Source organism: Bartonella sp. HY328 (assembly GCF_025449335.1).
Taxonomy (GTDB): domain Bacteria; phylum Pseudomonadota; class Alphaproteobacteria; order Rhizobiales; family Rhizobiaceae; genus HY038.
In genome coordinates this window covers 812757-826034 of sequence record NZ_CP104883.1, presented here as the reverse complement: position 1 = coordinate 826034, position 13278 = coordinate 812757, and the positions used below count along the sequence as shown (strand labels likewise).

The window sequence follows — 13278 nt, the reverse complement described above, 5'->3', positions numbered from 1 at the left end:
ATTTATCCTTTAAAGTAATTTTGCGGAACAAAGGGAAGTGCATGAACGAGGACAGCGATTTTTTTACCCCGAACATCGGTATAAATTTCTGTGCCAATAGTGGCAAATTGCGTTGGTAGATAACCCATTGCAACGGGTGCATCAAAAGATGGACCAAAGCCACCAGAAGTCACAATGCCAATTTTTGTCCCATCTTGGTCAAAAAGTTCAGCGCCAGCGCGTACTGGTTGGCGGCTTTGCGGGGCAAGGCCAACGCGTTTTTTGGCAGGGCCTTCAGCAAGAAGCTCAAGAAACGCTTTAGCACCAATAAAATCGGCCTTTTCGCGCACAGCTTTGGTAACCGCCCAAGTGATACCGGCCTCAATTGGATTTAGCTCAGGGGTAATATCCTGTCCATGCAAGCAAAGACCTGCTTCAAGGCGTAAACTATCACGTGCAGCAAGGCCAATCCACTCAACGCGTGGGTCATTAATTAATTTTTCCGCAATAGCTTTTGCGTCATCAAGCGGTATAGCAAGTTCGAAACCATCTTCACCCGTATAACCAGAACGCGTAATGAACCAATTATTATCGGTTAACAAACCATGCATAAAAGTAAGATCTGTACCAGGCAAACCCAAATCATTCATAACATTAATTGCTTGCGGCCCCTGCAATGCTAGGAATACGCGATCAAGCGGCGTAATTGTGCAATTAAAACCACTTTGACGTTTTTGCAATTCTGCAATATCGGCATCGGCGTTACCAGCATTGGCAACCACCATAAAGCGCGTGTCACCAAGGCGCGTGATGATAAGATCATCAAGAATGCCAGCCTTATCATTTAAAAGATAATTATAGCGCGACTGGCCAAGCTTAAGCGCGCCTGCATCAAGTGGTACTGCATGATTTAAAAAACTGGCGGCGTCCGGCCCCTCAACTAAGATAAGCTTCATATGTGAAATATCAAAAAGCCCAACTGCTGATCGTGTATGCAAATGTTCTTTCATCACCCCAAGTGGATAGGTGATTGGCATATGCCAACCAGCAAAGCCACCAAATTTTGCACCGGCTGCTTCATGCATGGCTTTAAGGGGCAATTCTTTTAGATTGCTATCAATGTCACCCATAATCTCTCCCATAAAAGGCTGGCACCTGGGAAAGAGTTTTTATTTTCTTGCCCGCATACCAAAACACAATGTCCGCGCTATCTTCATGATAGGCAGATTACTATTGTGCCCCTCTGTCGAGAGCCTGAGAGACTCGTGGAGAAATCCACTTACACCTTCGGCGCGAGGTTTCCCCCGACTTTCCAGAGTTACTTTATCTTAGCTGCGGTCCTTTTGCCTGAGAGATTACGGGCGGTTTTCCCCTTCGGCGATTTATTGAAAAATTCTCTCCCGCAGCAAGATGGAAAAATGTTTTTTCCTGCTTAATAATAAGGATGGCATATCTTTTAAAACATTTCTAGAGGCTAAATACGTAAATAAGACAGATTGCCCCAACTTAATTATAATAATTACAAATCACGCTTTTATCGCCCTATGATCGTTCGCAATGTTATTTTAACGAAAAGTTATTTGATTAGTGGTCTGGCGCTAAACCAGCCGAGCTTGCCGAAACTACCACCAATATATTAAATTTGCAGTTTTGCCCCCATTCTTCAATGTTGATTTAATAGCTTGTTAGAATGATTTAAAAGGCGTATTATAATTTAAAGATGATGGAGGTGGCCATGTTACGCGAACTTGCTCAAATGATATTAAATTTTGCTGGGACTGTAGCTGGTTTATTTTTCCCAAGCGATGCGATTAATTTCGATTTTATACGCATGGCAACAGCTTTAATCCTGATGATTATTATTGCGCTGATTATCTGGGCAATCCCTATAATATTGCATCGCCAATAATTGTTTAGCCAATAGCTGTTTTATAGGTTGATAAGCGAGCATGCGCAAAAAGTAAGATAGATTTTGCTAGTTTTCAGTTATAGTTTTGCTGTGTCTCATATCATAAACAAAGATACCATCTTTGCTTTGGTTGCACATCCAGCCACCAAGAAAAAGGCAATAAGGAGCCTTAGTTATATCAATACCATTTTCATTGCTTGTAATGGTTGGCATATCTAATCACCAATAGTATAATCACAGTCGGCGGCCATATAACATGGTTCACTTAAAAAGCTATGCGCTATCTCAGCAAATTGACTGCTAATAAACAAGCATTTAATTTCAAAAAAATAAAAGCTTTATCGCAATAGCCCACATGATAAGTGCAATAATGCTATCAAGTATTTGCCATGAACGAGAATTGTTAAAAATTGGCCGTAAAAAACGAGCGCCAAACCCGAGACCAAAAAAGAATAAAAATGAACCTATCACCGCACCAAGCCCAAATAAATATTGATGAGGGGCAAATTGGGTGGAGACAGTGCCAAGCAAAACCACTGTATCAAGATAAACATGCGGGTTAAGCCATGTTAAAGCAAGGCAGGTTAAAACAGCACTTGCAAGGGATATTTTTTGCGTGCTGCCAAGTTCCATATTTCCATTAGCTCTGTAGGCTGCAATTGCACTTTTGCTACCATACCACAGCAAAAATAAACCACCACCCCACCGCATTAACGGTTCAATCCAAGGTAGGCTTTGTAAAACGACGTGAAAGCCAGTTACACCAAAGGCAATCAATAAAGCATCGGATAAGGCGCAGGTTAAGCATAAAATAAAAACATATTCGCGCTTTAATCCTTGCTTCAAAATAAAGGCATTTTGCGCACCAATCACTACTAAAAAACTCAGCCCATTTGCGAGGCCATAAAAAAATGCGTCCATCAAATGCCTTTAGGGAAAGTTTTAACTCTAAGCCCTAACCTTATATCTTTTTGCCATCAACTTAAAAAATTCAATAAAAACAATAAATTGCATGATACAAAGAGGTTATGGTGTCCACGAAGGGATTCGAACCCCCGACCCCAGGATTCATACCACTACGATTTTCATCGCCATAGATGGATCATCTATGTTTGTGGTCTGGACTGTCCCTTCACCATTGGTAAACATTACATTTAACCTTTAGGTGCTGCCCGTCCAGTCTCTACACCTTCTTTCAATAATTGTTAGCTTGCGCTAAAACATTGAAAGCTTGGCTCGGGATTGGCACATTGTTGGACAAATCGCAACAATAAAGCTTTCCCCGAATTTGAGCAGATCCGTTGCAGGGTTTCCCAGCTGCAACGCCCAATTTTTAGGAATCCTGTGCTCTATCCTACTGAGCTACGTGGACATTGATGCCTTTCTCTTAACCAATAACGATTGAAGGATCAACTAGCGATTGTTAAATTTTGGCAAGTTTTTCTTGTAAAAAGGCTAAAACATCAGAAGTTGCGATATTTTTTGCCACAAAAGACTGGCCAAGCCCCCGCGTGAGGATAAATGTTAAGGCGCCACGTTCAACTTTTTTATCTTGTGCGATAAAGCCCATTAAGGTTTCTGCATCAGGCAAGCCGCCTGCCACATCACCAAGATCTGTCGGTAGGCCCACTTCTTTTAAATGCGCACGCACGCGTAAAGCCACTTCCGGCGCACAAAGATTTAATTTTGCTGAAAATTCATAGGCAAGTACCATGCCAATCGCCACTCCTTCACCGTGAACAAGTCGGCTACTATCATAATGGGTAGCAGTTTCTAAAGCATGGCCAAATGTATGGCCTAAATTAAGTAAAGCACGCTCCCCCGACTCGCGTTCGTCACGGGCAACAACATCGGCCTTTGATTGGCATGAACGGGCAATTGCACTAACCCGCTCGCTGCCACCTGCAAAAACGCCTTGCCAATTTTTTTCCAACCATTCAAAAAAATCCGGTTGGTTAATAAGCCCATATTTAACAACCTCGGCATATCCAGCCCGAAATTCGCGTTTGCTTAATGTGTCAAGCACCTCGGTGTCAGCAAGCACGAGTTCTGGCTGATAAAAAACGCCAACCAAGTTTTTTCCATGTGCTGTATTAATGCCAGTTTTACCGCCAACTGAAGAATCAACTTGCGCCAAAAGCGAGGTTGGCACTTGGATAAAGCCCATGCCACGGCGAACGATGCCAGCAGCAAAACCAGTTAAATCACCAACAACGCCGCCGCCAAGCGCCAAAACCATATCGCCGCGCTCTAATTTGGCGTCAAGAATATCACTGACAACTTTTTGTAAAACAGGAAAGGATTTTGATTTTTCTCCCGCATCAACAATGATGGATGTATTATCAATACCAGCTTGCTTTAAACTATCCTCCACCGTTTTAAGATGGATTTTTGCAACATTGCTATCAGTTACAATGGCTGTTCTTACGCCTTTAAACCGTGACGAGATTAGCTCACCGCATGAATTAATAAGATTAGAGCCAATTAAAATATCATAGCTACGTTCGCCCAAATTAACTCTAACCGTCTTGCTCATTTGTTAACTCCAACTGTCTAATCTATTTATGCGATCTTAAAACAATTCTCATACCGTGGGAAGTTTAAGATTATATTGTTTTTGTTTATTTGGTTATAAAAAGTTCAACTGAAATTTAATTTACATTTTTTTGCCAAAATAATCTTATAGATAAATGAATAAAGTATTTTCACAAAATATAGCCACTTTACGTTTAAAGTCGTTTCAAGCCCCATAAAATGATTAAATTTTTTGCACTTAATAGAATAAAATGACAACCAAAAGAAACCAAAGCAAAAGCAAAATTTTAAATGAGCTTTTTCCAGCTATTCCTTTTATTGATGCGGAAGCGATCAAAGAAGCGGTAAACGCCCCGCATTTACGCAAGTTTCCGCCATCAATCGCTATTTGGTTGGCTGCCATTGCCTATATCCGCCATAATTATACAGATTATGATCAATTACGCGATGAAGGCTATGACCGTGATAGCGCGATGCATTTTGTACGCGATAACATTAATGAAACTTTGACAATATGGCGTTCAACCCGTTATTTGGAAGATGATGAGACTTAAGGACCACAACCCAGCCAACTTGCAAGTAGCTTCCTTAACCTCTTCCCAATAGGCGCATGTCCTTAACCGTTTCGTAGCCTGCTTCACCCGAACGCAGCGGCATATATTGTATTAAAGTTGGTTTTTGCAATTGAAACAAAAACTGCAAGGGCCAAGTTTTTTCTTTCCACGCCGTTTAGATGGGACAATGTTCAAAAATAAGCTATTAGTCTTTTAATTTGTCATATTACCATGTCATTTCCATGATATATGTCATTTTAAAGGGATAGAAATTGGAAAATGCGTTGCAAAATATCTTTTAATAGCAACATTTTAAAAGCGATCTAGGCGCATTTTAAACAAGTTAGAGATCGATTTCTTTTCAACTTATAAATGTCGTAATTCACGCGCACATTAAAGCTAATTTCAAACAGCTGATAAAAGTAATAAATATTTTTTTAAAAAAATAAAAAATATTTTTCTTCATTCCTTGACAAATGACTATTCAATTTTTATCTCTATTGCAGCGTTAGCACTCTCAAACATTGAGTGCTAACAACAAAGGCGTAAAGCCTGTTCAATTATTTAAGTTAACATTTTTACTAAGGGTAAAAACCATGGCTACACCAAATTTCCGCCCGCTCCACGACCGTGTTGTGGTTCGCCGCGTTGAATCAGAAGAAAAGACTGCTGGTGGTATCATCATTCCTGATAGCGCCAAAGAAAAGCCTCAAGAAGGTGAAGTTGTTGCTGTTGGACCAGGCGCACGTGATGAAAACGGCAAGGTTGCTGCTCTCGACGTTAAAGCTGGCGATCGCGTTCTTTTCGGCAAATGGTCTGGCACTGAAGTCAAGCTTGGTGGCGAAGACCTTTTGATCATGAAAGAATCCGACATTATGGGTATTCTCGGCTAATCCATTAGCTTTTGAGCCTATACCTATTCGCCTAATTTTAAAAATTTGGGAAATTTCCCTAAAAGGAGTTAAATAAATGGCTGCTAAAGAAGTCAAATTTGGCCGTGAAGCACGTGAGCGCATGTTGCGCGGTGTTGATATCCTTGCCAACGCTGTTAAAGTAACACTAGGTCCAAAAGGCCGTAATGTTGTTATTGAAAAGTCATTTGGTGCACCACGCATCACTAAAGATGGCGTTTCAGTTGCTAAAGAAATCGAACTTGAAGATAAGTTCGAAAATATGGGCGCACAAATGGTGCGTGAAGTTGCTTCTAAAACCAACGATATCGCTGGTGATGGTACAACAACTGCAACTGTTCTTGCACAAGCTATCGTTCAAGAAGGCGCAAAAGCTGTTGCTGCCGGCATGAACCCAATGGATGTAAAGCGCGGTATTGATGCAGCAGTTGCTGAAGTTGTTGGTGTATTGCTTAAAAAAGCAAAAAAAATCAACACATCTGATGAAGTTGCTCAAGTTGGTACAATTTCAGCAAATGGTGAAGCAGAAATCGGTAAGATGATTGCTGAAGCCATGCAAAAAGTTGGCAATGAAGGCGTTATCACTGTTGAAGAAGCTAAAACTGCTGAAACAGAGCTTGAAGTTGTTGAAGGTATGCAGTTCGACCGCGGTTACCTTTCACCATATTTCGTCACCAATGCTGAAAAGATGGTGGCAGATCTTGATGATCCTTACATCCTTATCCATGAAAAGAAGCTTTCAAACTTGCAAGCTCTTCTTCCTGTTCTTGAAGCTATCGTTCAGACCGGTAAGCCACTTCTCATCATCGCTGAAGATGTAGAAGGTGAAGCATTGGCAACTCTCGTTGTTAACAAGCTTCGCGGTGGTTTGAAAATCGCGGCTGTTAAGGCTCCTGGCTTTGGCGATCGTCGTAAGGCAATGCTTGAAGATATCGCTGTTCTTACAGCAGGTCAGGTTATTTCTGAAGATATCGGCATTAAGCTTGAAAACGTAACTCTTGACATGCTTGGCCGTGCGAAGAAAGTTGCTATCACTAAAGAAACCACCACAATCGTTGATGGTGCTGGTGAAAAAGCTGAAATCAATGCACGCGTTAGCCAGATTAAGGCTCAGATCGAAGAAACAACTTCTGATTATGACCGTGAAAAACTTCAAGAACGTCTTGCTAAGCTTGCTGGTGGCGTTGCAGTTATCCGCGTTGGCGGTGCAACTGAAGTTGAAGTTAAGGAAAAGAAAGACCGCGTTGACGATGCATTGAATGCAACTCGCGCCGCTGTTGAAGAAGGTATTGTTCCTGGTGGTGGTACTGCACTTCTTCGCGCTGCTAACGGCATCACCGTTAAGGGTATCAATGCTGACCAAGATGCTGGTATCAACCTTGTTCGTCGCGCTCTACAAGCTCCTGCTCGTCAGATCGCAACCAATGCTGGTGATGAAGCTTCAATCGTTGTTGGCAAGATCCTTGAAAACAGCGCTGACACATTTGGCTACAACACTGCAACTGGCGAATATGGTGATCTTATCGCTCTTGGTATTGTTGATCCAGTTAAGGTTGTTCGCTCTGCCTTACAAAACGCAGCATCAGTTGCTGGTCTTCTTGTAACCACTGAAGCCATGATTGCAGAACTTCCTAAGAAAGAATCTGCAATGCCTGCAATGCCAGGTGGCGGCATGGGTGGTATGGGCGGTATGGACTTCTAATAGTCCTAACCTCTATCAGATACAGAAAAGCGGCTCATCGAGCCGCTTTTTTTATGCATCTATTTTTGGTTAAATTACGTTGGCACAATCAATTTTTAAAAACAAATAACTATTGATTATAAAGCCACTCTTGTTCCTTGCTAAAGTTTTAAATTCGTCGTGGAAATGACTTATTCCTTTGCGTATTAGCATAAGTCAACTAACCTAAAATATGAATATTTTTGGTAGTAACAGCCCACAAACGCTATACTAAGACGCGCAATTGTGACTTATGGCACGCATGTCATTGCTATCATGTTTAACTAAACTTGGTTCAGCTTAAAAATAAGCGAAGACAATAATTTGCAAACATTTACCTGCAGAACAAGGGCTTTATGAAGCATAATTATAGATAATGGTAAATTCAAACTACTAGTATAAGACTTTAAGCCTAACGCTATGATTATTAATGTGGCTTTAATTGGTTATCGCCATATAGCAGTCTTAATAATAGAGATTCTTTAGCTTTTAAAAAGCCAAAGGGAGTGTTTAAAAAAACACTCCCTTTAAGCAGTTTGATGACCAGCCCCCGCAATTCATCAAACTCTGGCCAAATGTGATAAGGTAATAGAAGCGCCAACACAATCAAAATAGGTCTTAACCATGTTAGCTAAACTTCTATTGCCCATAAATTAGAAGCGGTAGGTAATACCTGCACCAATTAACCAAGGATCAAGCTTAGCTTTACCGCTAATATGTGGATCCATACCAAGTGCACTAGCAGTTGCTGGATTGAGGCGGCCGCTCCAATCTGGACGCAAATAAAGTTTCTTCACATCCAAGTTTAAACCCCAATGCTTATCAAGCATATAGTCGAAACCAACTTGCAATGCTGCGCCCCAAGTATTTTTAACATTAAAGTCATCAAGACCAATGCCAGCATCATTTGCATATGCTTTTTCTTTATAGAAGAAAGTATAGTTCACACCAGCACCGACATAAGGCTTAAAGTTGCCAAAATTGGTGAAGTGATATTGCAATGTAAGTGTTGGAGGCAAAATCCAAGTTTTACCAAGACGACCCGCACCAGCTTGCGACAATGAGCGGCGGCTATCAACTTTTGAATAAGTTGTACCAAGAATAAGCTCTGCAGCTAAATTGTCGGTGAAGTAATAGGTAATATCGAGCTCAGGAACAACTGTATTTGAGAACCCAAGACCTGAATCTGGAATCTGACTAACATGACCCTTATTCTGTGGAATAACGCCTAAAGCGCGTACACGAATTTGCCATGGGCTTGAAGCCTCTTGCACAACAGGAGTCGCTTCATATTGTGTAGGCTGTTGATTTACAACATCGGCAGCAGATGCCGAGTTAGAAAAAGCCGTTGCAGCTGCGATGGCCAGAACACTAGCACCAATCCACTTTTTCATTTTTCTCTCCGTAAAAGTGCAACTAATATAATTGATCAATGCACCCTTTATGCCCCCAATTCATTGATTGAAATCAAATTATTCAAAAACTTAAGGTTATCATCGCTGGATATTGCTCTTTGTGTCATACTTGCAACATATTCGTTCTGTCTTATTATTTGAAAATTTTTATAAATTTTATTTTTTAATAGCTATTTTCAATTTTTTGTCTAATAATGTGGTATTGAATATTTACTCTAGCTTTCATTGGGAAATTCTTTGGTTGATTTTATGAACTTTAACCGACGATGATTTGATTTTGCCTCTAAGGGCATCGCTTTGTTGTGTTCATAATATATCAGTGGAATTTTAAATGACATTTGTAGAGTTAATCTATGCGGCGGAAGATGCCGCGCATAATGCTATCATCGAAAATTTGAATGAAGAGGCTTTTGGACCATCGCGTTTTACGCGGGCAGCCCACTTGATACGCGAATCTGGTGGGCATGATCGTTCGCTTTCTTTTGTTGCGTTAAAAAATAATGAAGTAGTAGGCACCATAAGGCAAACACCAATTTATATTGGGCAGGATTTAAGTCTCCTCTTGGGGCCAATCGTTATTTCTCCAAAACTTAAAAGTGCAGGCATCGGCAAACATTTGATGAACATTGCCATTGAAGCTGCGCGAGCTGCTGAATTTAGATCGATCCTATTAGTTGGTGATGAGCCCTATTACGGCCGTTTTGGATTTAAAAAAATACCCAATGGACATATTCATATGCCAGCGCCGGTTAATCCTGACCGATTACTGGGGCTAGAGCTTATTCCCCATAGCCTTAAAGGCGTCAAAGGAATAGTCCGCCACAAAAACTGCCTGAATTTGCGATAAATAGCTGGAGAGTGTTATGCTCCGTTAAAAGATGGGGTGATTTATACTCTAACTATGGATATGGTTTTTCTTTTTCGGTAATTAATATTTGCAGTATAAATACGTTAATAGCCAATAATTAGAGGCCCAAAATGATTTGCCTAAATGATAATATGCTTTTATCCATGCTTGATGATGATTGTCCCTATGGCGATATTACAACCAATGGTTTGGGTTTAACTAAAGTTAATGCTGAAATTACGATGACCGCCCGAACGGATATGACGTTATGCGGTGTTGAAGAAGCGGCGCGCTTATTTCATTTAAAACATATTAATATAACCCAGTTTTTTAAAAGCGGTGATGCTTTAAATGCTGGCGATGTCATTTTGAGCGGAACGGGGAAAGCGGGCGCAATTCACGAAGTTTATAAGGTAGCACAAACCTTTATGGAAATTTTATCTGGCATAGCCAGCGCAACTGCAAATATCGTTAAAGAAGCAAAAGCCGGTAATTCAGATTGTCATGTAACTTGTACGCGCAAACATATGCCGGGCGTTAAGAAAGCGGCATTGAAAGCCATTAATAGCGCAGGAGCAAGTCCCCACCGTTTAGGGCTTTCGGATTTCGTTCTTATTTTTGCAGAACATCGCAATCTTTTTGCGCCCGATATCAGCCTTGAAAACTATATTATGAACTTACGCAATGCGGCACCTGAGCGTAAAATTGCCATTGAAAGTAATAATGTTGCCGAAGCACTGGAATTTGCAAAAGCTGGCGCAGATATTATCCAGATGGATAAGGTAAGTCTTGAAGATATTGCTCAATTAAAAACTGCCTTTTTAACTTTTAAAAATCCGCCACTGCTTTCTGCTGCTGGCGGCATAAATGCGCAAAATGCGAAAAGTTTTGCACAGGCAGGAGCCGACATTCTTGTAACCTCACAGCCTTATTATGCAGCGCCAAAAGATGTGAAAGTAGCAATTCATAAAGCCTTATAAAATATTGGGAAACATAATATTAAATTTAATGTTTTTGCAAATCATTGCGTGTGAAAATGCGCATTAATATAAATATCAGTATGGAAATAACTGCAAGTAGAAGCGACAATGCCAAGGCGCGATCATAGTCGGTATTGAAAACGGCGTTATAAATTTCTAATGATATGGTATTGGTACGGCCTAAAATATTACCACCAAGCATAAGGGTAATGCCAACTTCTCCCATAGCGCGGGCGGTTGCAAGGATGAGGCCTGCGATAAATGCGCCTTTTATATTAGGTAAAATCACCAAGAAAAATGTGGTCAAGCGGCCATGTCCAAGCGTGTAGGATGCTTCGCATAGGCTTTTTGGTAGATTTCGGATTGCAGCCTCAACCGGTTTTACAACCAATGGCAGACCAGCAATGACGGAAGCTAAGATCACCGCTTCAATCGAAAAAATTAAATTGATAGAAAATACATTGTTTAAAAATTTGCCGATATAACCATTGCGACCCAGCAATAAAAGAAGAAAAAAACCAAGAGCCATTGGCGGAAAAATAAGGGGGAGCGTGATGATAATATCAAGCAATGTGCGCCCAAACCACTTTTTTTGCGCTAATGCCCAGCCAAGGAGCGCCCCTAAAATAAGGTGACAAAAAAAAGTGGCCACAACGACGCGCAAGGTTAAAATTACCGATTGAATGACGCTTGGATCGGCAATTTCGTTGATTAGATTAAGTAGCAATATCTTAAAGCCCGTATCGTTTTAAAATAGATTGGGCAACTTGAGTTTTTAAAAACGACGAGAACTCTTTAACTGCCTTTGTTTCTGCATGGTCTTTGGTTACTGCGCAGCTTATCTTGATTGGTGTATAAAGCTTTTGGTCAACTTCAATAAAGCCGCCAATTTTATCACCAGCGCCTAATGCATCGGTAGCATTGATAAAACCTACATCAACATCACCGCTTACAATATAGCTGGTAACTTGTGGCACACTGGCAACAGGCAGGATTTTATCATCTACTTGCTTATCAAGCTTAGAGTTTTGTAAAAATTCACGTGCTGCCATACCATAAATTGCACTTTTTTGATCTGCAACGCCAATTTTTGTTATGTCGGCTGCTACAATATCCTTAGTATCTTCAATTTTAAGCCCCTTGCGGAAAGCCAAAACTAATTTGCCATCACCAAGCGGTAGCATTTTTGAAAACTCAACATTCTTGGCGGCTTTTAATACGCTTTCATCGCCACAAGCCAATGCAACATCTTTATTTTCCGATGCTTGCGTAATAATCTGCCCCATATGCCCATAAACTTGGTCCAATTTTATGCCACTTTGCTGCTGAAATTGGGCTACAAGTTCAGTTATTGGCTTGCGAAAGCCACCGGCTGAAGCGATAATGGCATTATCTGCAAGCGCAGCGCTGCCAAAGCCGATGATTGTCGTCATTGCAATAATAGAGGTCAAAAATTTACGCATATTAATTTCCTTCATTCGTATTTTAGCTCTATAACATCATCAAATATCGTTGTATAGTTAAACCTATGAACGCTTTTAAAAAATATATTGATATTAGTCTAGTCAAGCCGCTGATGGGTGCCGAAGGCGCATTTGACCTTAATGTGGATATTGCCATTTTTGAGCGACAATTTGTTGCTTTATGTGGGCCATCAGGAGCAGGAAAAACCAGCCTTTTACGGCTGATTGCCGGCTTGGATAAACCGCAGATTGGCCAGATTGACGCCCAAGATGATATTTGGTTTTCAAGTCAGCGGCAGATTAATAAGCGGGTACAAAATCGCCATATTGGCTTTGTTTTTCAAGACTATGCCTTGTTTCCCAATATGAGCGTACAAAAAAACCTTTATTACGCCATTAAGGAAAAGCATAAAAAGAAAATTGCCTTAGATTATCTAGCCTTAGTGGGCTTGGAAAATTTGGCCAACATGTATCCAGCACAATTATCAGGTGGGCAACAACAACGCCTTGCACTTATTCGCGCCTTAGCCAGCAAACCAAAACTCTTATTGCTTGACGAGCCTTTATCGGCGCTTGATCCACAAATGCGTTTATTTTTACAAGGTGAAATACGCCGCTTACATGATTTATTTGAAACGACAACCATTATGATTAGCCATGACAAACAAGATATTATTGCAATGGCTGATCGCATTGTGGAATTAAATGCCGGAAAAATTGTCACGGATAAAAATTTAAAGGATTATCGCCAAAACAAGCTGCATAATAAGCTGGAAATGATAGGTGAAATTTTAAGCCTTGCTGATGAAGATGGATTTGTTATCGTTAAAATATTAGGGCAAACTATCAAACAAAAAATTGATAATTTGCCCCAAGGCTTTAAAAAAGGTGATGTGGTTCAACTGTGCTGTGATCAATTAAAGTTCAACGCGGCTGAATAAATACTACTAGTGCCGCTATCGTGC

General features: G+C 40.6%; 14 protein-coding genes and 1 riboswitch. Of the genes, 7 read left to right on the top strand and 7 right to left on the bottom strand.

The window, feature by feature from the left end; translation table 11 throughout:
- Nucleotides 1-2: 2 nt before the first annotated feature.
- Nucleotides 3-1109, bottom strand: coding sequence for a glycine cleavage system aminomethyltransferase GcvT (gene gcvT, locus N5852_RS03375; protein WP_262099016.1), 1107 nt, complete (start codon nucleotides 1107-1109; stop codon nucleotides 3-5).
- 195 nt (nucleotides 1110-1304) lie between these two features.
- Nucleotides 1305-1392, bottom strand: a riboswitch (glycine riboswitch).
- Nucleotides 1393-1714: 322 nt separating this feature from the next.
- On the opposite strand from gcvT, the gene N5852_RS03370 reads away from it, so the two are divergent.
- Nucleotides 1715-1888 carry a hypothetical protein gene (locus tag N5852_RS03370; protein WP_262099015.1) on the top strand — a complete coding sequence of 58 codons (174 nt, stop codon included), beginning with the start codon at nucleotides 1715-1717 and terminating at the stop codon, nucleotides 1886-1888.
- 66 nt (nucleotides 1889-1954) lie between these two features.
- Here the strand turns inward: N5852_RS03370 and N5852_RS03365 are convergent, their stop codons facing one another.
- The 3 genes from N5852_RS03365 to aroB form a co-directional block, all read right to left on the bottom strand.
- On the bottom strand, nucleotides 1955-2101 hold the full coding sequence (locus N5852_RS03365; protein ID WP_262099013.1) for a hypothetical protein: 147 nt from the start codon (nucleotides 2099-2101) through the stop codon (nucleotides 1955-1957).
- Between the two features lie 108 nt (nucleotides 2102-2209).
- Complete coding sequence (locus tag N5852_RS03360) at nucleotides 2210-2809, bottom strand: LysE/ArgO family amino acid transporter (protein WP_262099012.1); 600 nt, start codon at nucleotides 2807-2809, stop codon at nucleotides 2210-2212.
- A gap of 502 nt (nucleotides 2810-3311) precedes the next feature.
- Nucleotides 3312-4424 (bottom strand): 3-dehydroquinate synthase, encoded by a 1113-nt coding sequence (gene aroB / locus N5852_RS03355; protein ID WP_262099011.1) that lies wholly within the window; start codon nucleotides 4422-4424, stop codon nucleotides 3312-3314.
- A gap of 250 nt (nucleotides 4425-4674) precedes the next feature.
- Here aroB and N5852_RS03350 point away from each other — a divergent pair, with 250 nt between their 5' ends.
- The 3 genes from N5852_RS03350 (at nucleotide 4675) to groL (ending at nucleotide 7590) form a co-directional block, all read left to right on the top strand.
- Entirely contained in the window at nucleotides 4675-4977 is a 303-nt protein-coding gene (locus N5852_RS03350; RefSeq protein WP_262099010.1) for a DUF2293 domain-containing protein, read from the top strand.
- A gap of 596 nt (nucleotides 4978-5573) precedes the next feature.
- The gene (gene groES, locus N5852_RS03345) at nucleotides 5574-5870 is read left to right on the top strand and encodes a co-chaperone GroES (RefSeq protein WP_262099009.1); all 297 of its coding nucleotides are present in this window, start codon (nucleotides 5574-5576) and stop codon (nucleotides 5868-5870) included.
- A gap of 76 nt (nucleotides 5871-5946) precedes the next feature.
- Entirely contained in the window at nucleotides 5947-7590 is a 1644-nt protein-coding gene (gene groL, locus N5852_RS03340; protein WP_182417542.1) for a chaperonin GroEL, read from the top strand.
- A gap of 671 nt (nucleotides 7591-8261) precedes the next feature.
- Here the strand turns inward: groL and N5852_RS03335 are convergent.
- Nucleotides 8262-9002 (bottom strand): OmpW/AlkL family protein, encoded by a 741-nt coding sequence (locus N5852_RS03335; protein ID WP_262099007.1) that lies wholly within the window; start codon nucleotides 9000-9002, stop codon nucleotides 8262-8264.
- Nucleotides 9003-9354: 352 nt separating this feature from the next.
- On the opposite strand from N5852_RS03335, the gene N5852_RS03330 reads away from it, so the two are divergent.
- Complete coding sequence (locus tag N5852_RS03330; protein ID WP_262099005.1) at nucleotides 9355-9870, top strand: GNAT family N-acetyltransferase; 516 nt, start codon at nucleotides 9355-9357, stop codon at nucleotides 9868-9870.
- Nucleotides 9871-10001: 131 nt separating this feature from the next.
- On the top strand, nucleotides 10002-10850 hold the full coding sequence (modD, locus tag N5852_RS03325) for a ModD protein (protein WP_262099003.1): 849 nt from the start codon (nucleotides 10002-10004) through the stop codon (nucleotides 10848-10850).
- Between the two features lie 25 nt (nucleotides 10851-10875).
- On the opposite strand, the gene modB is transcribed toward modD, so the two are convergent.
- Together modB and modA are read right to left on the bottom strand one after the other, a co-directional pair.
- Nucleotides 10876-11577: a molybdate ABC transporter permease subunit gene (gene modB / locus N5852_RS03320; RefSeq protein WP_262099002.1), complete on the bottom strand. Its 702-nt coding sequence runs from the start codon at nucleotides 11575-11577 to the stop codon at nucleotides 10876-10878.
- A gap of 4 nt (nucleotides 11578-11581) precedes the next feature.
- Nucleotides 11582-12313, bottom strand: a complete 732-nt coding sequence (gene modA, locus N5852_RS03315; protein ID WP_262099001.1) for a molybdate ABC transporter substrate-binding protein — start codon at nucleotides 12311-12313, stop codon at nucleotides 11582-11584.
- Nucleotides 12314-12378: 65 nt separating this feature from the next.
- Between modA and N5852_RS03310 the strand changes: the two genes are divergently transcribed.
- Nucleotides 12379-13254: an ABC transporter ATP-binding protein gene (locus N5852_RS03310; protein ID WP_262099000.1), complete on the top strand. Its 876-nt coding sequence runs from the start codon at nucleotides 12379-12381 to the stop codon at nucleotides 13252-13254.
- Nucleotides 13255-13278 lie beyond the last annotated feature (24 nt).